Origin of the sequence: Paracoccus amoyensis (genome assembly GCF_014490725.1) — a bacterium.
GTDB classification, from domain to species: Bacteria; Pseudomonadota; Alphaproteobacteria; order Rhodobacterales; family Rhodobacteraceae; genus Paracoccus; species Paracoccus amoyensis.
On sequence record NZ_JACOQL010000003.1, the window covers coordinates 518,277 to 542,281 of the forward strand.

26 protein-coding genes and 1 pseudogene are annotated in these 24,005 nt (G+C 60.0%); 17 read left to right on the forward strand and 10 right to left on the reverse strand.

All coding sequences use genetic code 11. The annotated features are described in order from the left end of the window. Positions 1-107 precede the first annotated feature (107 nt). Complete coding sequence (locus H4P12_RS11550) at positions 108-1,082, forward strand: 5-bromo-4-chloroindolyl phosphate hydrolysis family protein (RefSeq protein WP_187793815.1); 975 nt, start codon at positions 108-110, stop codon at positions 1,080-1,082. 6 nt (positions 1,083-1,088) lie between these two features. Beyond that, positions 1,089-1,868 carry a tRNA pseudouridine(38-40) synthase TruA gene (gene truA, locus H4P12_RS11555; RefSeq protein WP_187793816.1) on the forward strand — a complete coding sequence of 260 codons (780 nt, stop codon included), beginning with the start codon at positions 1,089-1,091 and terminating at the stop codon, positions 1,866-1,868. A 2-nt stretch (positions 1,869-1,870) separates the two neighbouring features. Here the strand turns inward: truA and H4P12_RS11560 are convergent, their stop codons facing one another. Continuing rightward, positions 1,871-2,623: a sugar transferase gene (locus tag H4P12_RS11560; RefSeq protein WP_343069812.1), complete on the reverse strand. Its 753-nt coding sequence runs from the start codon at positions 2,621-2,623 to the stop codon at positions 1,871-1,873. A gap of 158 nt (positions 2,624-2,781) precedes the next feature. Between H4P12_RS11560 and H4P12_RS11565 the strand changes: the two genes are divergently transcribed. The 10 genes and pseudogenes from H4P12_RS11565 (at position 2,782) to H4P12_RS11610 (ending at position 11,085) form a co-directional block, all read left to right on the forward strand. Further along, positions 2,782-3,237 carry a universal stress protein gene (locus H4P12_RS11565; RefSeq protein WP_187793817.1) on the forward strand — a complete coding sequence of 152 codons (456 nt, stop codon included), beginning with the start codon at positions 2,782-2,784 and terminating at the stop codon, positions 3,235-3,237. An 87-nt stretch (positions 3,238-3,324) separates the two neighbouring features. After that, positions 3,325-3,885 (forward strand): NifU family protein, encoded by a 561-nt coding sequence (locus H4P12_RS11570; protein ID WP_187793818.1) that lies wholly within the window; start codon positions 3,325-3,327, stop codon positions 3,883-3,885. Beyond that, on the forward strand, positions 3,878-4,468 hold the full coding sequence (gene tsaB, locus H4P12_RS11575) for a tRNA (adenosine(37)-N6)-threonylcarbamoyltransferase complex dimerization subunit type 1 TsaB (protein WP_187793819.1): 591 nt from the start codon (positions 3,878-3,880) through the stop codon (positions 4,466-4,468). Before H4P12_RS11570 ends, tsaB begins: the two co-directional genes overlap by 8 nt. Next, on the forward strand, positions 4,465-4,875 hold the full coding sequence (gene rimI, locus H4P12_RS11580) for a ribosomal protein S18-alanine N-acetyltransferase (RefSeq protein WP_187793820.1): 411 nt from the start codon (positions 4,465-4,467) through the stop codon (positions 4,873-4,875). The genes tsaB and rimI overlap by 4 nt, the downstream gene beginning before the upstream one ends. Before the next feature lie 87 nt (positions 4,876-4,962). Next, positions 4,963-5,951: pseudogene (locus tag H4P12_RS11585) on the forward strand (BMP family lipoprotein). Then, positions 5,951-7,600 carry an ABC transporter ATP-binding protein gene (locus tag H4P12_RS11590; protein WP_187793821.1) on the forward strand — a complete coding sequence of 550 codons (1,650 nt, stop codon included), beginning with the start codon at positions 5,951-5,953 and terminating at the stop codon, positions 7,598-7,600. Before H4P12_RS11585 ends, H4P12_RS11590 begins: the two are co-directional and overlap by 1 nt. Beyond that, positions 7,600-8,697, forward strand: coding sequence for an ABC transporter permease (locus H4P12_RS11595; RefSeq protein WP_187793822.1), 1,098 nt, complete (start codon positions 7,600-7,602; stop codon positions 8,695-8,697). Before H4P12_RS11590 ends, H4P12_RS11595 begins: the two co-directional genes overlap by 1 nt. After that, positions 8,694-9,332 carry a LysE family translocator gene (locus tag H4P12_RS11600; protein ID WP_246449254.1) on the forward strand — a complete coding sequence of 213 codons (639 nt, stop codon included), beginning with the start codon at positions 8,694-8,696 and terminating at the stop codon, positions 9,330-9,332. The genes H4P12_RS11595 and H4P12_RS11600 overlap by 4 nt, the downstream gene beginning before the upstream one ends. 3 nt (positions 9,333-9,335) lie before the next feature. Continuing rightward, a complete protein-coding gene (locus H4P12_RS11605) occupies positions 9,336-10,301 on the forward strand; it encodes an ABC transporter permease (RefSeq protein ID WP_187793823.1) in 966 nt (321 codons plus the stop codon). Further along, the gene (locus H4P12_RS11610; protein WP_187793824.1) at positions 10,285-11,085 is read left to right on the forward strand and encodes a purine-nucleoside phosphorylase; all 801 of its coding nucleotides are present in this window, start codon (positions 10,285-10,287) and stop codon (positions 11,083-11,085) included. Before H4P12_RS11605 ends, H4P12_RS11610 begins: the two co-directional genes overlap by 17 nt. A 265-nt stretch (positions 11,086-11,350) precedes the next feature. On the opposite strand, the gene H4P12_RS11615 is transcribed toward H4P12_RS11610, so the two are convergent. The 3 genes from H4P12_RS11615 to H4P12_RS11625 form a co-directional block, all read right to left on the reverse strand. Continuing rightward, positions 11,351-12,508 (reverse strand): lysozyme inhibitor LprI family protein, encoded by a 1,158-nt coding sequence (locus H4P12_RS11615; protein WP_187793825.1) that lies wholly within the window; start codon positions 12,506-12,508, stop codon positions 11,351-11,353. 173 nt (positions 12,509-12,681) lie between these two features. Beyond that, a complete protein-coding gene (mnmH, locus tag H4P12_RS11620) occupies positions 12,682-13,746 on the reverse strand; it encodes a tRNA 2-selenouridine(34) synthase MnmH (RefSeq protein WP_187793826.1) in 1,065 nt (354 codons plus the stop codon). A 3-nt stretch (positions 13,747-13,749) separates the two neighbouring features. After that, entirely contained in the window at positions 13,750-14,310 is a 561-nt protein-coding gene (locus H4P12_RS11625; protein ID WP_187793827.1) for a L,D-transpeptidase, read from the reverse strand. Positions 14,311-14,372: 62 nt separating this feature from the next. On the opposite strand from H4P12_RS11625, the gene H4P12_RS11630 reads away from it, so the two are divergent. The 3 genes from H4P12_RS11630 (at position 14,373) to H4P12_RS11640 (ending at position 17,761) form a co-directional block, all read left to right on the forward strand. Then, positions 14,373-14,645, forward strand: coding sequence for a hypothetical protein (locus H4P12_RS11630; RefSeq protein WP_187793828.1), 273 nt, complete (start codon positions 14,373-14,375; stop codon positions 14,643-14,645). An 81-nt stretch (positions 14,646-14,726) separates the two neighbouring features. Then, positions 14,727-17,123 carry a heavy metal translocating P-type ATPase gene (locus H4P12_RS11635; RefSeq protein WP_187793829.1) on the forward strand — a complete coding sequence of 799 codons (2,397 nt, stop codon included), beginning with the start codon at positions 14,727-14,729 and terminating at the stop codon, positions 17,121-17,123. Between the two features lie 44 nt (positions 17,124-17,167). Beyond that, positions 17,168-17,761 (forward strand): arylesterase, encoded by a 594-nt coding sequence (locus H4P12_RS11640; protein ID WP_246449256.1) that lies wholly within the window; start codon positions 17,168-17,170, stop codon positions 17,759-17,761. Positions 17,762-17,794: 33 nt separating this feature from the next. Here the strand turns inward: H4P12_RS11640 and H4P12_RS11645 are convergent, their stop codons facing one another. From H4P12_RS11645 to meaB, 6 genes are all read right to left on the reverse strand, one after another. Then, positions 17,795-18,268: a copper chaperone PCu(A)C gene (locus H4P12_RS11645; RefSeq protein ID WP_187793831.1), complete on the reverse strand. Its 474-nt coding sequence runs from the start codon at positions 18,266-18,268 to the stop codon at positions 17,795-17,797. 38 nt (positions 18,269-18,306) lie between these two features. Continuing rightward, positions 18,307-18,693 carry a hypothetical protein gene (locus H4P12_RS11650; protein WP_187793832.1) on the reverse strand — a complete coding sequence of 129 codons (387 nt, stop codon included), beginning with the start codon at positions 18,691-18,693 and terminating at the stop codon, positions 18,307-18,309. 74 nt (positions 18,694-18,767) lie between these two features. Next, complete coding sequence (rpmB, locus tag H4P12_RS11655; RefSeq protein ID WP_187793833.1) at positions 18,768-19,070, reverse strand: 50S ribosomal protein L28; 303 nt, start codon at positions 19,068-19,070, stop codon at positions 18,768-18,770. Positions 19,071-19,196: 126 nt separating this feature from the next. Continuing rightward, positions 19,197-19,943 (reverse strand): isocitrate lyase/PEP mutase family protein, encoded by a 747-nt coding sequence (locus H4P12_RS11660; RefSeq protein ID WP_187793834.1) that lies wholly within the window; start codon positions 19,941-19,943, stop codon positions 19,197-19,199. Continuing rightward, the gene (locus tag H4P12_RS11665; protein ID WP_187793835.1) at positions 19,933-20,982 is read right to left on the reverse strand and encodes a bifunctional transcriptional activator/DNA repair enzyme AdaA; all 1,050 of its coding nucleotides are present in this window, start codon (positions 20,980-20,982) and stop codon (positions 19,933-19,935) included. Before H4P12_RS11665 ends, H4P12_RS11660 begins: the two co-directional genes overlap by 11 nt. Before the next feature lie 69 nt (positions 20,983-21,051). Further along, entirely contained in the window at positions 21,052-22,026 is a 975-nt protein-coding gene (gene meaB / locus H4P12_RS11670) for a methylmalonyl Co-A mutase-associated GTPase MeaB (RefSeq protein ID WP_187793836.1), read from the reverse strand. Positions 22,027-22,200: 174 nt separating this feature from the next. Here meaB and H4P12_RS11675 point away from each other — a divergent pair, with 174 nt between their 5' ends. Both H4P12_RS11675 and serS read left to right on the forward strand, forming a co-directional pair. Continuing rightward, the gene (locus H4P12_RS11675; RefSeq protein ID WP_246449257.1) at positions 22,201-22,587 is read left to right on the forward strand and encodes a thioredoxin domain-containing protein; all 387 of its coding nucleotides are present in this window, start codon (positions 22,201-22,203) and stop codon (positions 22,585-22,587) included. 125 nt (positions 22,588-22,712) lie between these two features. Continuing rightward, positions 22,713-24,005, forward strand: a complete 1,293-nt coding sequence (serS, locus tag H4P12_RS11680) for a serine--tRNA ligase (RefSeq protein WP_187793837.1) — start codon at positions 22,713-22,715, stop codon at positions 24,003-24,005.

Sequence of the window (24,005 nt, forward strand, 5' to 3'; positions counted from 1 at the left end):
GGAAAGGATGCGAATGTCGCGCAAAGCGATGCAAAGGCTAAGTTTCTATCTTTTGGTCCTGTTGACGCTGTATGCGTCGATGTTGGGCGCTGGATAAGAGGGACGGCATGGCCAATCGCTATGGCGGGCGATATTCGCCCGACGGCTCGCACCGTGACCACCGCAATCAGGCGTCGACGCCCATGCCACCCGCGCCCATCCGGCATCCGCTGGAATCGCGCCCCAAATGGGTGACGATCGCGGCGACCCCTTTCTTGCTGAATGCCTTCTTTCAGGCGCCTGTGGGCATGATCTCTGACCTTGCCGCGTTTGGGCTGATCGCCTCGGGGATGTGGATGACCCGCGAAGGATTGGTGGCCGAGGCCGCATATCAGGTGCGCCGCGTCGCCCGTCGCCCCGCAATTCCACGCAAGCTGTTTGGTGGGCTTCTGGCCGCCGTTGGTCTGGGCGTCGGCGCAGCCGCACCCGAGGCCGTGACAGGTGGCGTGCTGGTTGGCATTGCCGGAATGGCGCTGCATTTTCTGTCCTTTGGCGCAGATCCACTGCGTGACAAGGGTGCGACCGGTGTTGACAGCTTCCAACAGGATCGCGCGCAACGCATGGTCGATGAAGGTGAAGCCCTGCTGGCGGAAATGAAAGATGCTATCTTGCGCGCCGGCGACAGGCGTCTGGAAGGGCGCGTCGCCATGTTCGCCGCGACCGTCGATGAACTGTTCGACCGTGTGCGCGACAATCCCGGCGATTTGTCCGGGGCGCGGCGCTATATGGGCATTTATCTGATGGGTGCGCGCGATGCGACGATCAAGTTCGCCAACTTGTATGCCCGCACCCGAGATCAGGAAATCCGTGCTTCCTACGAAAAATTCCTTGATGATCTGGAAAAAGATTTCAAGGCTCGGTCGCGCAAGATGCTGAACAGCGACCGGGATGATCTGGATATCGAAATCTCAGTCCTGCGCGACAGGCTGGAGCGTGAGGGCGTGCGGGCATCGGAACCCGCCGCGATCACCAGTCAAGATGCACAGACGCTGGACGAGCTGCTGTCCTATGACGTGACAAAAGACAAAGAAAAAGCGCGCTGAGACGCTATGCCGCGCTTTGCCCTGAAAATCGAATATGACGGCAGGCCGTTTGCCGGATGGCAGGCGCAGGCCGATCAACCATCGGTGCAGAAATCGGTCGAAGATGCGCTGGCCAGACTGGATGCGGGCTTTGCAGAAGGTGCCCGGATCGCCGCGGCTGGTCGGACGGATGCAGGTGTTCATGCGACCGGGCAGGTCGCCCACGCCGATCTGCAAAAGGACTGGGACAGCTTTCGACTGACCGAGGCTTTGAACTTTCATCTGAAACCAGCGCCGGTTGCGATCCTGCAAGTAGCCCCGGTGGCGGGTGACTTTCATGCCCGATTTTCCGCGTTGGAACGGCGCTATCTGTTCCGGCTGGTCGCGCGACGCGCACCGCTGACGCATGGCAGGGGACGGGTTTGGCAGGTTCAGAACCCGCTGGATATCGAAAAAATGCGCGCCGGTGCGGCCTTCCTGATCGGCCAGCACGATTTCACGACCTTCCGATCCTCGATCTGTCAGGCGAAAAGCCCGGTTAAAACGCTGGATGAGATCGCGATCGAAGAAGTCGAAATCCCGCATGGCCGGGAGTATCGCTTCTTTCTGCGCGCAAGATCGTTCCTGCACAATCAGGTGCGCTCAATCGTTGGTACGCTGGAACGTGTGGGTGCGGGCGGGTGGAGCCCTGACCGGGTTCGCGCCGCACTGGAAGCAAGGGATCGGGGCGAATGTGGGCCGGTCTGCCCACCGCAAGGTCTGTATCTGACCGGCGTGGGCTATCCGGAAAACCCGTTCGGCGAATAAACCTAGTTGCGGCCGCGACGACGCGGACGTTCGTCCTTGCGCACGAATACGATCTTCAGCGTATTCCACAGAATCCACAGATCCAGCCGCACATCGCGGTGGCGCTGATAGATCAGGTCAATCTTCAGTTTGGCGGGCAAACAGCGGCGATAGTAGGCAATCTCTGTGGCTTCTGCACTTTTGCAGCGCGACATGATGCGATCTTCGTGGCGATGATAGATCAGCGTCGCCAGACCCGTGACCCCCGGACGGCTTTTCAGCACCTGAGTATAAACGCTTGGAAAACGTTCGACATATTCACGCAGCGGGGGACGAGGTCCGACAAAGCTCATGTCGCCGCGCAGGATATTGAACAATTGGGGCAGTTCGTCGATGCGGGTCTTGCGCAGGAAATGCCCGACCGGGGTAATCCGCCAGTGCTTATGCGCGCCGGTTGCACCGAAATCGCCTTCGTCCTGCAGCATGGTGCGGAACTTCAACTGGGTGAAGGATTCCGAAGGTGAACGCATGCGGTGCGCGGTATAAAAGATCGGCCTGCCCTGCAGTAGCAACAGTATCAACGCGACAGCGCACATGACCACAGATAGCGGGATCAGCAGCAGCAGCGCGAAAGAAAAATCGAAGATCCGCTTGCCCACCGGCATCGGCTCGACGCCGGGTGCGCCTGCTTCGCCAAGGAACCATGCCATCTTGGGTGCAGTCAGCCGGTTAAGCCGTGCAGCCTCTGCCTTGTCCCAATCGTGGTGAATGGTCACGATGCTGTCCGCTCGCGTTGGTTCTGGTTCGTCAAATCGCGTAGCATATCGTTATGTTTAAGAAAACTGGTGCGCGCGGGAATTGGCCGAATGACTTGCGCGACCATGGCATATAAGCCACTCTCGGCTGAACATCGCCACAGCGAAAGTCCCTTTTCATGCGGAAATTCCTTGTTCTACTGGATGATAGTCACGAGTGCTTGAACGCGATGCGTTTCGCGGCAATGCGCGCATCCAACTCGGACGGTGTGGTCTTGGTGCTTGCGGTCATTCCGGCGGCGGAAATCCAGCACGGTTTTGGCGTCGCTGACGTGATGCGGGCCGAGGCGCAGGAGCGAATCGAAGCGCATTATGAGGTTTATGCCAAATGGATGCGGACCAGACCTAAAGTAGAACCCGAACTTATCATCCGCGAGGGTGATCCGGGTGAAGAACTGATCAAGTTGCTGAATGAAGACCCCGAGATCGGGATCCTTGCAGTCGGCCTGAACTCTGCCGACAAATCCGCGCAGAACCCAATCCTGACGCGGCTGATGCGCGAAAACAACCTACCCTGCCCGATCACGATTGTGCCCAGCGATCTGTCGAAAGAGCGGCTGGAAGCGATCACGTAGCAGACGACATCCATATGGCCATATATGGGCCTGAAAACTTGACCGACAGGCCAAGCGTCGCCATATCGGTGACAAAGGAGCGCCCCGATGTTCATCCAGACCGAAACCACGCCAAACCCCGCCACCCTGAAATTTCTTCCGGGCGACATCGTCCTTGCCACCGGCACGGCTGATTTTCCCGCTGCGGACACCGCCGCAAAGTCCCCCCTCGCCAGCCGTATTTTTGCCGTTGAGGGTGTGACCGGCGTCTTTCTGGGCCGCGATTTCGTGACCGTCACCAAGGGTGACGATGTGCCGTGGGATCATCTGAAGCCCTCGGTCCTTGGCGCAATTATGGAGCATTTTCAGTCGGGTGCCGATGCTATCGAAGGCGACGCGCCTGCCAATGCGGGTCATGCAAGCCATGAGGGTGAGGACGCCGAAATCGTCGTTCAGATCAAGGAACTGCTGGATACGCGCGTCCGTCCCGCAGTGGCGCAGGATGGTGGCGACATCACCTTCCACGGCTTTGATCGCGGCATCGTCTATCTGCACATGCAGGGGGCCTGCGCTGGCTGCCCGTCCTCGACCCTGACCCTGAAAATGGGGATTGAAAACCTTCTGCGCCATTATATCCCCGAAGTGATCGAGGTTCGCCCGGTTGCCTGATCCGATCGCGTTGGGCTTTGACACATCGGCCGCGCATTGCGCGGCCGCTTTGCTGTGCGGCGACCAGGTTCTGGCATCCCGTCACGAAGACATGGCCAAGGGTCAGGCGGAACGACTTTTCCCGTTGCTCGAGGAAGTTCTGGCGGCAGGCGGCCTTGGTTGGCAGAATATATCCGTCATTGGCGTGGGCATCGGCCCTGGCAATTTCACCGGCATTCGCATCGCCGTGGCAGCAGCGCGCGGGTTGGCATTGTCACTGGGGATCCCGGCCATCGGCATCAGCGCCACCGAAGCCGCAGCCTTTGGCCTGCCGCGCCCCTGCCGGATCGTCCTGCCCTTGCGCAAGGATCAGGTGGTCTGGCAGGATTTCGACGCAGATGCGATCGGCGTGCCGCTACAAGCGACAGCCGATGATCTGCCTGCGGGGCCACACGCATCAACGCCAACAACCCCGACTGCCGAGGCGATTGCCCGTTTGGCGCTGCAACATCGCGACCGCCTGCATCCGCGCCCGGCACCGATCTATCTGCGCCCCGCCGATGCAGCCCCGTCCCGCGATCCGGCACCGCTGATTTTGCCATGACACCCGTCGAACTTGCCCGGCTGCACGCAGCTTGCTTCACGACCCCCCGCCCGTGGAGCGAGGCCGATTTCGCCAGTATCTTGACGACGACCGGCGCTTTCCTTTTGACCCGTCCCGCCGGCTTTCTGATCGGTCGCGTTGTTGCTGATGAGGCAGAATTGTTGACCGTCGCTGTCACCCCCAATGCCCGCCGAACAGGCACTGGTCGCGCTCTGATGATGGAATTTGACGCCGCGTCACGCGACAGGGGGGCCGCGACCGCCTTTCTGGAAGTCGCGGCGAATAACGACCCCGCGCTTGCGCTGTACCGGGCAACTGGCTGGCAACAAATCGGGCAACGACGCCGCTACTATGGCCCTGATTTGGATGCTATCATCATGCAGTTATCGTTCAGACCTGCCGAATAATCCGGTTGACCGCTTGGCGCCTATCAGCCCAAATTGGTGCATTGAACGGGCGACATGAATCGCCTGCAACAACAGGATGAGGTTCCTATGTCCCTGATGAAATCGCTTCTGGCAGGCGCGGCACTGACGGCTTTGTCGTCGGGTCTGGCCATGGCCGAGCCTGCGCTGATCTATGATCTGGGTGGAAAATTCGACAAATCCTTCAATGAGGCCGCCTTCAACGGTGCGCAACGGTGGGTCGAAGAAACCGGCGGCAGCTATAAAGAACTGGAAATGCAGTCCGAAGCACAGCGCGAACAGGCACTGCGTCGTCTGGCCGAAACCGGTGCGAACCCAATCGTCATGACCGGCTTTGCCTTCTCGGACGTGCTGACCAAGATTGCACCCGATTATCCCGACACCAAGTTCGCGATCATCGACATGGTCGTGGAACAGCCCAATGTGCAGTCGGTGGTCTTTACCGAAGAACAAGGCAGCTATCTGGCGGGCATCATGGCCGCGATGGTATCGCAGTCCAAAACCGTAGGTTTCATCGGTGGGATGGACATTCCGCTGATCCACAAATTCGAATGCGGTTTTGCTCAGGGCTTCAAGTCCGCAGCGCCTGACGGCAAGGTTCTGGTGAACTATACCGGCACAACGCCTGCCGCCTGGAACGACCCGGTCAAGGGCGGTGAATTGACGAAAGCCCAGCATTCGCAGGGCGCTGATGTGATTTATGCAGCCGCTGGCGGCACCGGCATCGGCGTTCTGCAAGCTGCTGCCGACGAAGGCATCCTGTCGATTGGTGTCGACAGCAACCAGAACCACCTGCATCCGGGCAAAGTCCTGACCTCGATGGTCAAACGCGTGGACAACGCCGTGTTCGATGCCTTCACCGCCGGGACAGAGCTTGAGCCGGGTGTAAAGGTTATGGATCTTGCCGCAGGTGGTGTTGATGTCGCCATCGACGAATCCAACCAGCCGCTGGTGACGCCGGAAATTCAGGCGGCCTTGACGACGCCAAGGCGAAAATCGCCTCGGGCGAAATCAAGGTGCATGACTACATGTCTGACAATAGCTGCCCGGCAAGCTGATGGCGGGCGCCGTTGACGAACAAAAGGGGCGGTCCGATGCGGCCGCCCCTGCCGCAATCGAATTGCGCGGGATTTCCAAATCGTTCGGTCCTGTTCAGGCCAACAAGAACATCAGCCTTCGGGTGCCAAAGGGCACGATCCACGGGATCATCGGCGAAAACGGCGCGGGCAAATCCACGCTGATGTCTATTCTTTACGGATTCTATAAACCCGATAGCGGCGAAATTCAGGTCAACGGCAACACTCTCACAATCACTGACAGCCAGACCGCGATCCGTGCGGGGATCGGCATGGTGTTTCAGCACTTCAAGCTGGTTCAAAATTTCACAGTTCTGGAAAATATCATCCTTGGGGCCGAGGATGGTCCGCTGTTGCGCACGTCACTTTCCAAGGCGCGGGGCGTGCTGAAACAGCTTGCCCAGGAATACCAGCTGAACGTCGACCCCGATGAGACGATCGAAGAACTGTCCGTCGGCCATCAACAGCGGGTCGAAATCCTCAAGGCACTGTATCGTCAGGCGGATATCCTGATCCTTGATGAGCCGACCGGTGTGTTGACCCCTGCCGAGGCAGACCACCTGTTCCGCATCCTTGAAGGGCTGAAGGCCGAGGGGAAAACGATCATCCTGATCACCCACAAGCTGCGTGAGATCATGGAAATCACCGACAATGTCAGCGTGATGCGCCGCGGCGAAATGGTAGCCTCGGTCAAGACCGCCGAAACCAGCCCCGAGGAATTGGCCGAACTGATGGTCGGCCGCAAGGTTCTGCTGAACGTGGACAAGGCTCCTGCCAACCCGGGTGCGCCCATTCTGGAAGTCCGCGACCTGAAGCTGGTTGACGCCGACGGCGTGGAACGCCTGCGTGGCATCAGTTTCGACATCCGCGCGGGCGAAATTCTGGGGGTCGCCGGTGTCTCAGGCAACGGCCAGACACAATTGCTGGAATTGTTGGGCGGCTATCCCGAAAAAGGCAGCAAGATCAGTGGATCCGTTCGGATGAACGGCGAGACCTTGGACCTGACCGGCACCGGATCCGACGCTGCGACCCGCCGTGCACGCGGCATCGGCCACATCCCCGAGGATCGTCAGGTCGAAGGGTTGATCATGGATTTCGCAGCGTGGGAGAATGTGGCCTTCGGCTATCATCATGCGCCCGAATTCAACAAAGGGTTGCTGATGGACAATGCGGCCATTCTGCTCGACGCCGAACAAAAAATGGAGCGTTTCGACGTTCGTCCCCGAAACCCCAATCTGGCAGCGCGCAATTTTTCCGGCGGGAACCAGCAAAAGATCGTCGTCGCCCGTGAGATCGAGCGGAACCCGGACCTGCTGCTGATCGGCCAGCCGACCCGCGGCGTCGATATTGGCGCCATCGAATTCATCCACAAACGGATCGTGGAATTACGCGACTCGGGCAAAGCCATTCTGCTGGTCAGCGTCGAACTGGACGAAATCCTGTCGCTGTCAGACCGTATCGCCGTCATGTTCGATGGCCGGATCATGGGCGAGCGTTTGCCCGACAGCACGACAACGGGCGAACTTGGCCTGCTGATGGCAGGCATCGTTGACACCGAAAACACCCCTGACAGTGCGGGCATTCCGCCCGACCTGAAACATGTCGAAGAACTGCCCCAGGAGCCGGCCTGATGGACAAGATGCCAAAATGGGCCGATGTCGTTCTGACACCGCTGATCTCGCTTGTTCTTGCGATGGCGATTTCCGCGCTGGTGATCCTTGCCATCGGGGAAAGCCCGTGGATGGCCCTGACAACGATGGTCGAGGGGGCGCTTGGCTCCAGCTATGGCTGGGGCTTCACGCTGTATTACACGACCAATTTCATCTTCACAGGGTTGGCGGTCATGGTCGCCTATCATGCGTCCCTGTTCAATATCGGCGGCGAAGGTCAGGCGATGATGGGGGGCTTGGGCGTTGCGCTGGTCTGTCTGGCGTTGCCATGGCCGCATTGGGGCGTGGCGCTGCCCGCAGCGATGATCGGCGCGGCGCTGTTTGGTGCGGCATGGGCGCTGATTCCGGCGTGGTTGCAGGCGAAACGTGGCAGCCATATCGTGATTACCACGATCATGTTCAACTTCATCGCCGCCGCGCTGCTGAACTATGTGCTGGTGAACATCCTGCGCCCGGTTGGCAGCATGGACCCGGCCTCGGCCCGTTTCCCCGAGGGCACGCACCTGCCGAAACTGGCGGAAATCGCCGCCGGCTTCGGGATCGAATGGGGCAAGAACACACCCGTGAACATCACCTTCCTGTTCGCGATTGTGATCTGTTTTCTGGTCTGGGTGCTGATCTGGCGCACGCGCCTTGGCTATGAAATCCGGGCCTTTGGCAAATCCGAGCCGGGCGCCCTTTACGCCGGTATCTCTCCGGTGCGGATCACCGTCATCACCATGCTGATTTCAGGCGCGTTAGCGGGCCTGATGGCCATCAACAACGTCATGGGCGAGGCTGAGCGCCTGTTGCTGAACTCGGTCGAGGGGGCGGGCTTCATCGGCATCGCCGTGGCCCTGATGGGCCGCAACCATCCGTTCGGAGTGTTCCTTGCCGCCCTGCTGTTCGGCTTTCTGTATCAAGGTGGGGGCGAACTTGCCCTGTGGACGACCATTCCGCGCGAATTGATCATCGTCATTCAGGCGCTGGTGATCCTGTTTACGGGCGCACTGGACAATATGGTGCGGATACCGCTGGAACGGATGTTCATGGCGATGCGCAGCAAGGGAAAGCCATGATGGATTGGCTGGTTCTCTATCTGCCGGGTTTCACTGCGGCTTATGCTATTCTGGCGGTCGCAGTTGCGTCACCCGGTCCGGGTGTGGCGATGATCCTTGGCTTTGCTGTTAGCGAAGGGCGGTGGGCGGCCTTCATGTCATCCCTTGGTATTTCCGTGGGCACCGCCGGTCTGGCGCTGGCCACCACGCAAGGGCTGGGCCTGCTGATGCAGCAGGTCGCATGGCTTTCCTCGGCCATTCGCATCGCCGGGGTCTGTTATCTGCTATGGCTGGCCTTCACGGCGTGGAGCAAGGCCATTCGCCCGCCGGATGTAGTCGTCGCGCGGGTTCGTGCCATGTCCATGGGCCGGGTTTTCCTGACCGGGCTGCTTCTGCAACTGACCAACCCCAAGGCCATCGTCTTCTGGCTGGCGATCTCGACCGTTGGCGCGACGCAGGGCGCGCCTGCAGCAGTTGTGGCGACCTTTGTCGCGGGGGCGTTTGCGATCTCTCTGGCTGGCCACGCCGCCTATGCCGTGCTGCTGTCATCGTCGCCCTTTCGCGTGGCCTATAACCACGCCCGCCGCTGGATCGAGGCGTCGATCGGCGTATTTTTGACATATGTCGCCTTCCGGCTGGCAACGGATCGGAGCTGATAGATGGACTTCAACACAATCATCCAGATCCTTGACAGTGCCGTGCGCCTGATGACGCCGCTGCTGCTGGCCTGTCTGGCCGGGCTGTATTCCGAAAGATCGGGCATTTTTGACATCGGGCTGGAAGGCAAGATGCTGATGGCGGCCTTTACCGCTGCGTCCGTCGCCTATGTCACCGGCAGCGCGTGGCTGGGCCTGTTGGCTGGTATCGGTGGATCGCTGGGCCTGTCGCTGATCCACGGCGTTGCCTCGATCACGTTCATGGGCAACCAGCTGATCTCGGGCGTTGCGATCAACTTTCTGGCCTCCGGCCTGACGGTTCTGCTGGGGCAGAAGATATTCGGTCTTGGAGGGCGCACCCCGTCGCTAGAGGGGCCCGCACGGTTCAGCGAAATCACCCTGCCCTTTGCTGACAGCATTCGGAATGCACCTATTATCGGGCCAATCTATGCCGATCTGATCTCGGGCCATTCGATCCTTGTCTATATCGCCTTCCTGTGCGTGCCGCTGACATGGTGGGTGCTGAACCGCACCCGCTTCGGCCTCCGCTTGCGGGCGGTGGGCGAAAACCCCGCATCGGTCGATACGGCAGGCGTCTCGGTCGCACGGCTGCGCTATGCCGCCGTCGCCATCTGCGGCATCCTGTGCGGCATTGCAGGGGCCTATCTTGCCACCAGCCTGTCGGCAGGTTTCGTGAAGGAAATGACGGCAGGTCGCGGGTTCATCGCGCTGGCGGCGCTGATTTTTGCCAAATGGCGGCCCTGGAGCGCGCTTTTTGCCACTTTCCTCTTCGGATTGTTGGAGGCTATAGCGAACCGTTATCCCAACTTGGATATCGGACCTATTACGATCCCCTCCATGTTCATGAATGCGCTGCCCTACATCCTTACCGTCATCATTCTTGCCGGCTTCGTCGGCCGTGCAATCCCGCCGCGTGCGGGCGGAGAACCCTATGTCAAAGAGCGCTGAGCTTGCAGCAATCATTCATGAACGCGCCGGAACCGAGACCCCGGAATTTGGCCTGATCCTTGGATCGGGACTTGGGCATTTGTCGGGCACCGTGGACGGCGTCGCCATCCCCTATTCCGAATTGCCCGGCTTTCCCCATGCAGGCGTGTCAGGTCATGTTCCGCAACTGGTGATCGGTGAGTTAGAGGGCCATCGCGTCGCCATCTTCGGTGGACGCGCCCATTATTACGAAAGTGGCAAGGCGGATGCCATGCGTCTGCCGCTTGAGACTTTGGCGCAACTGCGTTGTGAAAAGCTGATCCTGACCAATGCGGCCGGATCCGTCAGGGATGAAATTCAACCCGGCGGCCTGATGCTGCTGAACGATCATATCGCTTTTGCCGGGAATAACCCGCTGATCGGCGAAAAGACAGATGCGCGTTTTGTGCCGATGACTGACGCCCATGATGTGCAGATGCGAAGCGCATTGCGGAAAGCGGCACTGGAGGAAGGCATCGACCTGTCAGAGGGCGTTTATTGCTGGTTTTCCGGTCCCAGCTTTGAAACCCCCGCTGAAATCCGCGCGGCGCAAATTCTGGGCGCAGATGCCGTAGGAATGTCGACAGTGCCTGAAATCATCCTTGGTCGTTTCCTTGGACTGCGCTGCGCCGCCATATCGGTTATCACAAATATGGGTGCTGGGCTTAGCGACGAATCCATCAGTCACGACCACACCAAAGCCATGGCCCCTCTGGGTGCGGCAAAACTGGAACGTATTCTGCGCCGTTTCCTGCGTGACAGCTAAGGCAATACTTGCCGGCCGAGCATGCTCCCGGTGGGCACGTAATGCATTCCACGTCATCCAAGGTATCGCCTAGAAACCCATCCCCTTATTTTTCACGACGCCACGGAACGGTGTTGGTCGTATGAGCTCTTAGCCGTCACTTGCGATGCTGCGGTGGACCTTGCTGAAGACCCTAGTTCCTCTCTCCACGTGACCGTCCATCGCCATTTCCTGTGCCAATCAAGCTTACAGGGACGCAAGTTCCCTATATTTGCATTCAAAGCGTTTAGTTCGCCGTCGCCGCAATCAGGCTCAGATCCAGAAACCAAGCCCTATAGCGATCCAAAATACAGGCTGCATCATCGCCGCAACGGTCTCGCTGGCTGATCCAAATGCGCTGCTTCTCCGCCAGTGCAGAGCGCTCACCATCACTGCTTCGATTCCGAAGAACAGAGTAGATGGAGCCCAACGCCCGGTCCTCCAGCCACAGCTCGAAGCTGCCACAGATTGCATGCTCCGTGCTCGTCGCTGCCCTTGCGCAATTGTAGCCTGGCCCGGAAATGCCTACAGACAAACCCTGTTGGTGAAGGTCTGTCGCAGCACCGGTGCACCAGTCTTTCAGCGCTATGCTTACCTTTGTCGAATTGACTTGGCTGCTCATTTCAGGAACCAAGCTAGCAAAGAGCTCTCCACCGAAAAGTTCATGGCCAAGTTTAAGCCGCTGACCGCCCTGCTCCCGTAGGAACGCAGCGTCGAGACCGAAGAGCGGGGCGCAGTCAACGCTTAGTCCAATGTAGGTAACCGCCTGCCAAGCTAGACGGCGCGGCGTTGGCCTCTCATCCGGCATTCTAATCAGGCTACCGTCAGTCACCGCCGTGTCAATGTCGAGGCGCTGTGCGATTGCTGGCGTTATGGGCAGGACGTCATTCGGTCCGGCTGTCGTAAAATAACGAATGGCCTCCCGCGATAGACCCACATGCGTGAGGAAGGAACCGATGTCGGCGTTGGCGACTCCTGACTCAGATATCAGCGATGTCCCATCTTCCAACGCCTGATTGCGGTAGGCCGCGTGCACACCGATTGTAGAGGTGCTGTCCATCATTCGGCTGCCGCCGCTGACCCAGATCACGGCGCAGATCGAGTGGCATTCAGCCCCTGGCGCAACGATCGTAGTAAAACCGCGTTGCCCAATTTCCGCTGCGATCGACAGCCCCTCGTCCACGAGACCGCCTGGCGAGTGGAGAAAGACGATAGCCCTCTCGGTTCGTTGCGAAAAATCATAGAACCGGTCGGCGTCTCCGCTTTCGATGGGTCCGGTGATGTCGATGACGGAAGGTGCCGTCGCATCCCCCTGCGTAATCTGGATGTCGGCCGCTAATGCAGAGGAATGTCGAACAAGAGCAAAGGCAGCAACGGCAAAGAAAGAGGCTTTCAAAATTTTCATTTGGGATCCCGGAGAATAGGCCAGCTGCGTAGCGGCACCAACACAACCTTTTGCCGAGCGCCGAGCGCCGGTCAACGACTTTCTTCTAAAAAATCGACGCGAACTTCGGCTGTTTAAATGTCCGTAGAGAACGGCAGCTTTGTCCCGCAAAGCAGACCAATATACTTCAGGATCTATTCTAATTGGTCAGGGTGCATCGTGGCCAAAGCCGCCTGAACCTTGGCCGCCGCCAAATCCAGATCCGACAGATTGTCCAGCGCAACCAAGCGCCCCTTCCCATCATCATGCCTTGCGCGATGGCGGCGATAGCGCGGGTCATAGTGATCCCGCAACAGGCCAAGCGCCAAAGCATTCCAGTCAGCCGCTGCGATCCGTGCTTGCCAATCTGCGATCCGCTCGGCCGGGTGAAGCGTGGTCATGGCTGCGATGATGCTGGCAATTCGTGCGGGATCGGCAACCATAGCGCGATAACCGTCGGCCGTGAATTTCGCCCGCGCGTCCAGCGGCACATCCAATTGAATGCGGGGTGCGGCGCATATCGCCTGCCAGACAGCCTTTGGGACATTCAGGTTACCAATCCGACTGCTTTCCGATTCGACGACAACCGGGCGCGAGGGGTCCAATGCTTCAAGCGCAAGGGCCAGCCGGCTTTCAAACAGTTTCTGGCTTGGCTGTCCGCCGGGCATGGCACCAAACAGACTGCCACGGTGGTTCGCCAGCGCCTCAAGATCGATGACCTGCACCCCACGGGCTGACAGCCTGGCAAGGATGGCGGTCTTGGCGCTGCCGGTGTTCCCATCCAGCACGACGACCGGTGATGGCACGTGACCGTTCTGAACCAGATCTACGACCAGCCTGCGCCACGCCTTGTAGCCACCCTCGATACGGTTCACTCGCCAGCCGATCTGGCCCAGGATGGTTTCAAAGCTGCCCGAGCGCTGGCCACCACGCCAGCAATAGATCAATGCTTTCCACGATCCGCCCCGGTCCGCCAGCGCCCCCGAAATATGTCGCGCCGCATTGGCGGCGACCAGCCCACCGCCAATCTTGCGTGCATCAAAGGGCGAAACCTGTTTGTAAATCGTGCCGACCCGTGTGCGTTCCTGATCGCTTAGAACCGGCAGGTTGATCGCGCCGGGCAAATGATCTTCGGCGAACTCCGAAGGCGCGCGAACGTCGATAATGTCGTCGAACCCCGCGAAAGCGGGGTCCAGAACACGTATCAGTTTCAAGGTCACGTATCAGAAGACGTAGACGGGTGTCCCAAGCGGAACCTGATCGTAAAGCGACATCACCGCTTCGTTGCGCATCCGCAGGCATCCGTTCGACACAGCCCGCCCGATCGAACCCGGCTCGGTCGTGCCGTGGATGCGGATGGCGGTGTCATTGCCGTTGGCGTCATACAAATACAACGCGCGTGCGCCCAACGGGTTACGCGGGCCACCGGGCATGCCATCCGCCCATTTGGCGTATTGGCCGGGATTGCGCTGGATCATTTCCTGCGTCGGACGCCAGCTTGGCCATTCGACCTTGCGACCGATGGTGGCTTTGCCCTTCCAGACCAATTCGGCCTTGCCGACAGCGACGCCATAGCGGATCGCGCGACCCGGTGCGATGACATGGTAAAGGAAAAAATCCTTGCTGACGACCACAATGCTGCCAACCTCAAAATCCTCGCGGATGGCGACTTCGGTGGGAACATAGGGATCAGAGGCGGCCTGCTGTGCCTGCACCAGCGTTGGACCAAGGGCAACCGCCGCAGCCAAGGGCACGGCCAGCGACATTAACTCACGACGTTTCATGAATGCTCGTCCTGTTCAGCGTTTATATTGGTTCTTTCAGTCCATTTACTGCAAAATATGGGGTGAACGCAATTCACGACGATGTTCTTGTGCAACAGCCCTTGAAGGCGCGCCCGATTGGCCACATCTTTACCCCATGGCACATGAACCCGCATCCTGCTGTCACGCGGCGCAACCCCCGCGCAGACCAGCCCCCCGCCCCCGGCATCTTTGCCGCGGTCGTGGTGACCGTGCGTGCCGGTGTCATCTGGCAGACCGGACACTTGCGGCACGTTTGCCCGCAGGGCTGCAGCGTCTGCGCGATGCGCGTGACACCGCGCGCCCCCAATTGCTGATCCATGATCCCGCACGGCCACAGGCGCCCCCTCGTTTCCCAAACATGCTTCGCCAAAAACGCATGATTTGTGGAAACAGCCATGACCTTATCTAAATTAGACCTCTCGATCCCCGGGATCACCTGTTCAGCCTGTGCTGGCCGTGTCGAGCGTGCCTTGACCACCCTGCCCGGCATCAGTGACATCGTGGTCAACCCGATCACCAAACGCGCGCATATGTCACTGGATGGCGCGAAATTGCCCGACATTGATGCCGCGCTGACCAAGGCGGGTTATCCCCCGGAACTGGTCACAACCAAATTGTCCATCGACGGGATGAGCTGCGCATCCTGCGCAGGCCGAATCGAACGGACGTTGAACGCACGCCCAGACGTTGCCGAGGCGCAGGTCAATCTTGTGGCGCAAACCGCGAATGTGCGGCACGCGCCGGATCTACCAGGACAAACGATCGCCGACGTGGTGACCAAGCTGGGCTATCCCGCCTTGGTCCAGGATGATGCGCCGACACATCAGCACCACCACGAAGATGAAGCGTCACTGTTGAAGCGCAGGTTTCTGATCGCGCTGGCTTTGACCCTGCCAGTTTTCATCACCGAAATGGGCGGGCACCTGTTCCCGGCCTTCCACCACTGGCTTTACATGAATATTGGTCAGCAGCCGTTGTGGATCATGCAGATGATCCTGACAGCGCTGGTCTTGATTGGGCCCGGACGCAGCTTCTTCACGACCGGCATACCCGCCCTTCTGCGCGGCGGGCCAGAGATGAACAGCCTTGTGGCCTTGGGCGCGGGCGCGGCCTTTCTGTATTCAGCGGTTGTCACCCTGATGCCGTCCCTCGTGCCGGAAAGCTCTCGTTTCGTTTATTTTGAAGCCGCGGCGGTGATCGTGACGCTGATTCTGATGGGGCGCTGGCTAGAGGCGCGCGCCAAAGGTCAGGCCGGACAGGCAATCCGGGCGTTGATGCAATTGACGCCGGACACAGCCACCGCGCTGCGCGACGGTGTGGCAGTTCAGGTGCCGGTAGCCCAGCTTCATCAGGGTGATCTGGTGCGACTTGCCCCCGGTGAACGCGTCGCCGTCGATGGCGTTATCATCGAAGGTAGCGGCACCGTCGATGAAGCGATGCTGACGGGCGAGCCGATCCCCGCGTCCAAGACCATCGGGGATCAGGTCACGGGCGGCACGGTCAATGGAATGTCCTCTCTGACATTTCGCGTAACCGCCACCGGCGCAGATACCACGCTGTCGCGGATCGTCCAGATGGTCGAAAATGCGCAGGCCACCAAGCTGCCGGTGCAGGCGCTGGTCGACCGCGTGACGCGCATCTTTGTGCCCACCGTGATCGGGCTGGCCGTTCTGACCTTCATCCTGTGGATGATGTTCGGCCCGGATCTGGCCCATGCCGTCGTCGCGGCGGTTGCCGTGCTTATCATCGCCTGCCCCTGTGCGATGGGCCTTGCCGTCCCCGTCTCTATCATGGTGGGCACGGGGCGCGGTGCGCAGCTTGGCATCCTGTTCCGTCGAGGCGATGCGCTGCAACGGCTTGCCGAAGCAAGGCTGGTCGCTTTTGACAAGACCGGGACACTGACCAAAGGTCATCCTGAAGTCACTGGGCTGTGGACTGATGGCATCGGCGAAGACGATGCCCTGCGCCTGATCGCAGCAGCCGAGGCGCATTCGGAACACCCCCTGGCCGCCGCAATTCTTTCGGCTGCGGAAAAGCGGGGCCTGTCGCTGCCTGATGCGCGGGACATTCACGCCACAGCCGGTCGTGGGCTGTCGGCCAAGGTCGATGGGCATGATCTGCTGATCGGAAACGCAGCAGCCCTGGAAGAGGCTGGCATCACGATCCTGGAAACGCTTTTGCGGACAGAGGCTGCGACGCCGGTTCATGTCGCCATCGACGGACAGCATCGCGCAACGCTGGCCCTGACCGATCCGATCCGTCCCGAGGCGGTGGAAACGGTTCGCGAATTGCACGATCTGGGCCTGCGCACGATGATGCTGTCCGGCGATGTTCAGGCAACCGCCGACAGCGTCGGACGCAAGGTCGGGATCGACGAGGTGCGCGGCGGGCTGATGCCTGATGACAAGCTGAGGGCCATCAAAGAGATGGGCAAAGGCTCTGTTTTCGTGGGCGACGGCATCAACGATGCACCTGCGCTGGCGGCAGCGGATACCGGCATCGCGATTGGCACGGGCACCGATATCGCCATTGAATCCGCCGATGCGGTTCTGATGTCGGGCGATCCATCGGGCGTCGCCCGTGCGATCCGCCTGTCCCGCGCGGTCATGCGCAATATCCGCGAAAACCTGTTCTGGGCGTTTGCGTATAATACGGCGCTGATCCCAGTGGCGATGGGCGTGCTGGTGCCGTTTGGTGGCCCACAGCTGTCGCCGATGCTGGGGGCGGGCGCGATGGCCTTGTCCTCGGTCTTTGTCGTGGGCAATGCGTTACGCTTGCGGCGGGCCGCATGATCGGGCGTCGGCGCTTTCTGACAATCACGGCTGCAATAACGGCTTTGCCCCGTCTTGCAACCGCCCAAGCGCCGACGCGCCTGTTGATCTTTGGCGACAGTCTGACCGAGGGCTACGGGCTTCGGCCTGGCGACGGGTTGGTACCGCGCCTTCAGGACTATCTGGACGCACATAACCGACCCACCGTCGTCTTGAATGGTGGGCTTTCAGGCGATTCGACCTATGGCGGGCGGGTGCGGATCGGGTGGTCTCTGACCCGCCACCGCCCCGATGCAGTGGTCATTGAACTGGGCGGCAATGACATGCTGATGGGATGGGACGTTCGCGCGGCCGAAACGAATCTGGATGTCATTCTGCAAGACGCCCGTGCAGGGGGCCGACCCGTTCTGCTGGTCGGTGTTCATCCTGTCGATGGCGACGCAAAATGGCGGCAATCCTGGATTGACCTTTGGCCCCGTCTGGCGGAACGCCATGGGGCACTTCTGCTGCCCGATCTTTACGCGCCCCTGACCTTTGCCCCAAAAGATCGTCAACGCGATCTGGTTCTGGCCGATGGCATCCACCCCTCGGCCAAGGGGGTGGAGCTGATGGTGCAGGTGCTTGGCCCTGCTGTTATCGCATTATTGGATCAGAAGTAGAAAGGGCGGCTCTGCAGCCGCCCTTGCAACAGGTCAGTGGCTACTATGATCCATTTCGCCCATGTCCATGGATGCTTCCGCGGGCGTGCGCTGATTGTCGACCGGTGCTTCCACGTCCAGCGTGCCGCAATCGCCGAAATCCAGCACCAGTTTGACCACATCGCCGTCGGCCAACGGCTGCGTCAGCCCCATCATCATGATATGGTCGCCACCGCGGTCCAGGGCGTGCCTTGCCTCTGGATCAATCGGAAAGCCGTCCTCGTCCTTCATCATTTTCATGATGCCATCGGCTTCCTGATGGGTGTGCAGTTCGACCCGCTCGGCAGCGTCGGACGACGCCCCGACCAATGTGCAGGCGACCTTGCGGTGGTTGTCCAGCACCATGAACGCGCCGGCCGTTTTTGGGTTCGTGCTGCGGACATATGCATCTTCGACGGCCATTCCGTCATGGGCAAAAGCAGTCAGGGGCATCATTGCCGCAAGTGCGGCACAAACATAGAGTTTCATCATATTCCTCGATCTAAGCTTTGATTACGTTAAAGAAATCAAAGCGTCGGAGGTGCCCGCGCAATCCCTGACGGAACTTCGCGACTGACCAACGCGGCTTGCTGCTGCATCGCAACATGCAAGGAATGGGCGAGCCGGTCCGGCAAGGCAGCGTGATCCGGCAACGCGCCCGATAGCAGCGACAAGGCCATATCCGGGCAGATATGCGTATGGATCGTGCCGGGCGCACTGGGGTCATCGACAACAACAACGCCGTCGCCCGTGCACAGAACGATCTGACCGCCAATCATGACCGTGCCACGCGCCACGCCCAAACCGATGCTGGTCATGACGACGCACAGGATCAGCGCAAGATAGGTAAAGCGTTGCAACAAGATCGCGGCCTTCCAAGGATCAACGTTGCTATAACCGCGACCAAGCGCCATCGCAATTCACTTTGCCAAAAACGAAAAACCCCGCCGGTAAGGGCGGGGTCAAATCGTCTCAAATCGCTGAGAAATCAGGCCAGCGCGGCTGCGCCATCATCCGATTTCTTGGCCAGCTCACGCTTGATTTTCAGCGCGCGCTCTGACAGTTCAGCATCCTTGGCCTTCGCCAGGAACGCATCCAGACCACCACGGTGATCGACCGAGCGCAACGCCGCAGCCGAAATACGCAGCGAATAGTTGCGGCCCAGGGCTTCCGAGGTCAGCGTGACATCGTTCAGGTTCGGCAGAAAACGACGACGGGTTTTGTTGTTAGCGTGGCTAACGTTGTTGCCGGTCATCGGACCTTTGCCGGTCAGTTCGCAAACGCGCGACATGGTTTCTTCCTTCGTCTCAGCTAGGCGGGCGTTCCCGGCAATGGGGTCCGTCCTAATGTTAAAGGGCGCCGCGAGGCAGCGCCCGGAATTCCGTTTGCCGGTGGTTACAAAAAGACCGCGTGAACGTCAAGCCAAAATCCTGAACTCTTCGCCTGCCGCCTGCGCCAACCCTGCCATCGCAGCCCGCCACGGGAAAGGCCCGTGACTGACCCGTGCCACGCCAAGCGCAGCCAACCGATCCAAAGACGGTGTGCGCGGCGACGCCATGATATTGACGGGCAAGGAACATTCCCGGCACAGGCGGGCAATCAGGTCAGGATCCGCCAGACCGGGGGCAAAGAACCCCTCGGCCCCCGCCTGCGCATATATATGCGCGCGACCAAGGGCATCATCCATCAGATCGGCGTGACGCTCAGCCGCATTTTGCAGGAACAAATCGGTTCGCGCGTTGACGAACAGGTTCGTTCGGTCGCGTATAGCCGCGATTCGGGAAGCATGTTCGGCCGCAGACCGGATGCCCGCTTCGGGCGGGATACCATCCTCCAGGTTGATCCCGTCCACACCAAGCGCCTCCAGACGCGCGGCATTATCGGCGATCCGGGTAAGATCGTCGGCATAGCCGGCCTCGAAATCGACGCTCAGCGGCAGGGTGGAAACGGCGCGGATACGCGCGACCACGGTCAGCAACAGATCCAGCGGCAATTCCTGCCCGTCGGCATAGCCAAGCGCCCCCGCGACCGAGGCGCTGCCGGTTGCCAAAGCCTTGGCCCCTGCCCCTTCAATCGCCTTGGCCGATCCGGCGTCCCAGATATTGAACAGAACGACCGGGTTTCCGGGTTGGTGCAATTCGCGAAACAGAATGTCAGGCTGCATAGCGACGCTCGATCTGGATCAGTTTCTCTTTCCGCCACAGACCACCGGCATAGCCGGTCAGGGTGCCGTCCGCACCGATGACGCGATGGCAGGGCACGACCAGCGCCAGCCGGTTGGTGGCATTGGCGCGGGCGACGGCGCGGGTCGCCGTCGGGCGTCCGATCTGGGCGGCAAGTTCCGCATAGCTGCGCGTTTCGCCCGCCGGGATCGTCTGCAATGCGCGCCAGACCTGTTGCTGAAAATCGGTGCCGTGCAAGGCAACGGGCACATCCAGCATGGCGGCCTGTCCCGCAAAATAGTTCTGCAACTGGGCTTCGGTCTTGTCATGGACAGTCGTGCGTCCAAGGCCGATGCGCCCGCCCGTCAGCGCCGACAGCTTGCGCAACCCTTCGGGCAGGGCCTTGCGTTCGACAAATTCCAGCAAATGCAGGCTCTGGTCATCAGCAATCGCGATCATTCCGCCCAACGGCGTGTCGATCCAGTCCGCCCGCAGGTCGGAGGGGCTGCGCATTTCATGTGGGGGATGACCGAACAGGCGCGCAAAGGCCGTCCGAAAGCCCGAAGCCGAATCAAATCCGGCATCCAGTTGTGCATCAATCATCATGGATCCTTTCTGCAGACTGGTCAGTCCGCTGCGCAAACGTGCCGCCCGTGCCATTGTCAGGAAACTTTCCCCGAAATGACGCTTGAATGCACGCCGCACCGTCGACGGATCATAGCCAAGCCGGGTCAGATCAGCCTCGGACCAGCGATATCCAGGATCGGTATTCAGCCGCGCGGTCAGATCGCGGATGATCGGGTCGCCCTCGGCAGTTGCGCCAACGGGATAGCAACGGCGGCAAGGGCGAAATCCTGCGGCGGCAGCATCGGCCGCACTGCCAAACCATTCGCAATTCGTCGCCAAAGGCTTTCGTGCCGGGCAGGTCAGACGGCAAAAAATCCCGGTTGTCCTGACCCCGACAAAGGCCCGCCCTTCGTAAGAGGCATCGCGCGCCACAAGTGCGGCATAAAGCGTATCGGAATTTGGCAAAACAGACATGACCAGTTTCCTTCTTGATATGCCTGTTCTAACCGATTCGCATTCCAGGCTGACCGCAAAATCGGGCGTTTAATTCTGTGTCGTTTTCTGTAGCCAATCCAGCATATCCCGCGCGGCCTCGGCCGGGGCGGCATCGCCTTGTGCGACAGCATCGCCCAGGTCTTTTAGATGGGCGCGTGCCTCGGGGGTTTCCAGTTGCGCCAGCAATCCGGCGCGCAGTTCCGCCATGAACCAATGCCGCGCCTGTTGGGCACGGGTCTGATCAAAATACCCATGTTCGCGACGCCATTCGGTCAGCGCCTGCATTTCCATCCACGCCTTTGGCAGGCCGTCTTGCGTCGTGGCCGATACCGTCAGCGCCTTCGGAAACCCTTCAGGATCTTGCGGGCGCTTGCGCAACAGACGCAAGGCCCCCGCGTAATCGGCCACAGTGCGACGCGCGGTCGGCAGCAGGTCGCCGTCCGCCTTGTTGACCAGAATCAGATCGGCCATTTCCATGATGCCGCGCTTGACGCCCTGCAATTCATCCCCGCCTGCCGGGGCCAATAACAGGACGAACAGGTCGCACATCTCGGCGACCAGCGTTTCGGACTGCCCGACGCCTACGGTTTCGATCAATACGACATCATAGCCCGCCGCTTCGCACAGCCGGATCGCCTCTCGCGTTCGGCGCGCCACACCGCCCAGCTGCGCGTTTGACGGCGTGGGCCGGATAAAGGCCATCGGGTTGCGCGACAGCATTTCCATCCGGGTCTTGTCGCCAAGGATTGATCCACCCGAGCGGGTGGATGACGGATCGACGGCCAGCACCGCGACACGTAGATCCTGTTCTGTCAGCATGGTGCCGAAAGCTTCGATAAAGGTGGATTTGCCAACGCCCGGCGTTCCCGACATGCCAATCCGAAGCGCCTGACGATCTGGCAGGCCCGCCAACAGGTTAACGGCACGAGCGCGGTGATCTGCGCGTGTTGATTCAATCAGGGTGATCGCCCGCGACAGTGCACGGCGGTCACCCTGTATCAGCCGGTTCAAAAGATCGTCCATATGATCCCGTCACTGTTTCGCGGCTTGGCTTATGTGTGGATAGGCGGGACAGAGCCAAAAGCCAAGAGCACCCCCTTTGGCACGGTTTCTCGCCACAGTTTGATGACGACGAACTTGTCGGCTGTGCTGGCAACGGTTAACCCGGTGAAAGCCCCCTGACAAAGGATCAGCATCATGCTGCGCCATTTCCGTTTCTCTGTCCTGAGCCTGCTGGCCATGCTGTTCATGCAGGTCCCGGCAGCCTGGGCCGATGCAGCCAAAGGCGTGCGTCTGCTGATGATCGAGCGGGATGGCTGTCTGTATTGCGCCGCATGGGATGCCGAAGTCGGTCCCAGCTACGCCCAATCTCCCACCGGGCAAGTCGCGCCGATCGTGGCGGTCGATATCGACGGCCCCTATCCCAACGGATTGGCCTTGGAGCGGCGCCCCGTGATGACGCCCACCTTCATCCTGCTGCAAGATGGGATCGAGTTGGGTCGGGTCGAAGGTTATGCCGGAAAAGACCAATTCTATCCGCTTATCGGTCAACTGATGGCAAATGCCGGTATCATCAGGCGCTAGATCGCATCTTCGTCGCCTATTGGTGACGTTTTTGGATATTTAAGCACAGAAGATGGGGACGGGCTTTTGTCGGGTGTCGGGATGCGTTAGGCAGTTGGCACTTCTAAACCAGGACGGTGACAGACATGCATGATATTCGTGCCATCCGCGAAAACCCCCAGGCTTTTGATGCGGCCCTGCAGCGCCGTGGGCTGGCAGGAATATCGGAACAGGTTCTGTCGCTGGATTCAGAGCGCCGCGCCCGGATTGCCGAGGCGGAAACCGCCCAGGCCGACCAGAACCGCGCCAGCAAGGAAGTTGGTGCCGCCAAAGCACGTGGCGACGAGGCAGAATTCGAGCGTTTGCGTCAATTGGTGACCGAAAAGAAGGCTGATGTGTCGCGCATGCAGGCCGAAGCTGCGCTGTTGGACAATCGTCTGCGCGATCTGTTGATGGCAATCCCCAACCTGCCTTTGGACAGCGTCCCCGAGGGCGTGGATGAAAATGATAATGTCGAGCTGCACCGTTGGGGCAATCCTCGTAATTTCGATTTTACTCCGGTCGAACATTTCGAGATCGCCGGCGTAAAGCCCGGAATGGACTTTGAAACTGCGGCCAAGCTTTCGGGCAGCCGTTTTGTCGTGCTGAAAGGCGCAGTCGCCCGCATTCACCGCGCATTGGCCCAATTCATGCTGGATCTGCATGTCACCCAACATGGGCTTGAAGAAACCTGGACCCCGATTTTGGTTCTGGAAGACATGATGGTTGGCACCGGGCAATTGCCGAAATTTGGTGAGGACAGCTATCAGACACGCGAAGGGTATTGGTTGATTCCGACCTCGGAAGTGACGCTGACCAATACGGTCCATGGTGAATTGGTCGATCAATCCACCCTGCCCCGCCGCATGGTCGCGCATAGCCAGTGTTTCCGTTCAGAGGCAGGCAGCGCAGGCCGAGATACCACCGGGATGCTGCGCCAGCACCAGTTCGAAAAGGTCGAGATGGTGTCGATCACCGATGCGGAAAGTGGCCTGGACGAACATGCCCGTATGACCCGCTGCGCCGAAGCGGTGCTTGAGGCGTTGGAATTGCCATATCGCACGATGGTTCTGTCCAGCGGTGACATGGGCTTCAGTGCGCGGATCACCCATGATCTTGAAGTCTGGCTGCCCGGTCAGAACAAGTATCGTGAAATCAGCAGTGTCAGCTATTGCGGGGACTTTCAGGCGCGTCGGATGAATGGCCGTTATCGCCCCGAAGGCGGTGGCAAGCCAGAGTTCGTTCATACCCTGAACGGATCGGGTCTGGCTGTGGGGCGCGCATTGATCGCTGTGCTGGAAAATGGCCAGCAAGCCGACGGGTCGGTCACTTTCCCTGCGGCGCTGCACCCATATCTTGGCGGCGCGACACGGTTGCAGGCGGACGGAAAGCTGGTCTGA

What these genes read in the sequence shown, in the direction of transcription:
- rimI (WP_187793820.1), top strand. Translation starts at nt 4,465, where the DNA reads ATGACACCCGTCGAACTTGCCCGGCTGCACGCAGCTTGCTTCACGACC.
- H4P12_RS11635 (WP_187793829.1), top strand. Translation starts at nt 14,727, where the DNA reads ATGACCTTATCTAAATTAGACCTCTCGATCCCCGGGATCACCTGTTCA.
- H4P12_RS11570 (WP_187793818.1), top strand. Translation starts at nt 3,325, where the DNA reads ATGTTCATCCAGACCGAAACCACGCCAAACCCCGCCACCCTGAAATTT.
- truA (WP_187793816.1), top strand. Translation starts at nt 1,089, where the DNA reads ATGCCGCGCTTTGCCCTGAAAATCGAATATGACGGCAGGCCGTTTGCC.
- H4P12_RS11590 (WP_187793821.1), top strand. Translation starts at nt 5,951, where the DNA reads ATGGCGGGCGCCGTTGACGAACAAAAGGGGCGGTCCGATGCGGCCGCC.
- meaB (WP_187793836.1), bottom strand. Translation starts at nt 22,026, where the DNA reads ATGGACGATCTTTTGAACCGGCTGATACAGGGTGACCGCCGTGCACTG.
- H4P12_RS11600 (WP_246449254.1), top strand. Translation starts at nt 8,694, where the DNA reads ATGATGGATTGGCTGGTTCTCTATCTGCCGGGTTTCACTGCGGCTTAT.
- H4P12_RS11605 (WP_187793823.1), top strand. Translation starts at nt 9,336, where the DNA reads ATGGACTTCAACACAATCATCCAGATCCTTGACAGTGCCGTGCGCCTG.
- H4P12_RS11645 (WP_187793831.1), bottom strand. Translation starts at nt 18,268, where the DNA reads ATGAAACTCTATGTTTGTGCCGCACTTGCGGCAATGATGCCCCTGACT.
- serS (WP_187793837.1), top strand. Translation starts at nt 22,713, where the DNA reads ATGCATGATATTCGTGCCATCCGCGAAAACCCCCAGGCTTTTGATGCG.
- H4P12_RS11625 (WP_187793827.1), bottom strand. Translation starts at nt 14,310, where the DNA reads ATGAAACGTCGTGAGTTAATGTCGCTGGCCGTGCCCTTGGCTGCGGCG.
- H4P12_RS11565 (WP_187793817.1), top strand. Translation starts at nt 2,782, where the DNA reads ATGCGGAAATTCCTTGTTCTACTGGATGATAGTCACGAGTGCTTGAAC.
- H4P12_RS11675 (WP_246449257.1), top strand. Translation starts at nt 22,201, where the DNA reads ATGCTGCGCCATTTCCGTTTCTCTGTCCTGAGCCTGCTGGCCATGCTG.
- H4P12_RS11610 (WP_187793824.1), top strand. Translation starts at nt 10,285, where the DNA reads ATGTCAAAGAGCGCTGAGCTTGCAGCAATCATTCATGAACGCGCCGGA.
- H4P12_RS11550 (WP_187793815.1), top strand. Translation starts at nt 108, where the DNA reads ATGGCCAATCGCTATGGCGGGCGATATTCGCCCGACGGCTCGCACCGT.
- H4P12_RS11595 (WP_187793822.1), top strand. Translation starts at nt 7,600, where the DNA reads ATGGACAAGATGCCAAAATGGGCCGATGTCGTTCTGACACCGCTGATC.
- H4P12_RS11665 (WP_187793835.1), bottom strand. Translation starts at nt 20,982, where the DNA reads ATGTCTGTTTTGCCAAATTCCGATACGCTTTATGCCGCACTTGTGGCG.
- H4P12_RS11615 (WP_187793825.1), bottom strand. Translation starts at nt 12,508, where the DNA reads ATGAAAATTTTGAAAGCCTCTTTCTTTGCCGTTGCTGCCTTTGCTCTT.
- rpmB (WP_187793833.1), bottom strand. Translation starts at nt 19,070, where the DNA reads ATGTCGCGCGTTTGCGAACTGACCGGCAAAGGTCCGATGACCGGCAAC.
- H4P12_RS11650 (WP_187793832.1), bottom strand. Translation starts at nt 18,693, where the DNA reads ATGGCGCTTGGTCGCGGTTATAGCAACGTTGATCCTTGGAAGGCCGCG.
- H4P12_RS11660 (WP_187793834.1), bottom strand. Translation starts at nt 19,943, where the DNA reads ATGCAGCCTGACATTCTGTTTCGCGAATTGCACCAACCCGGAAACCCG.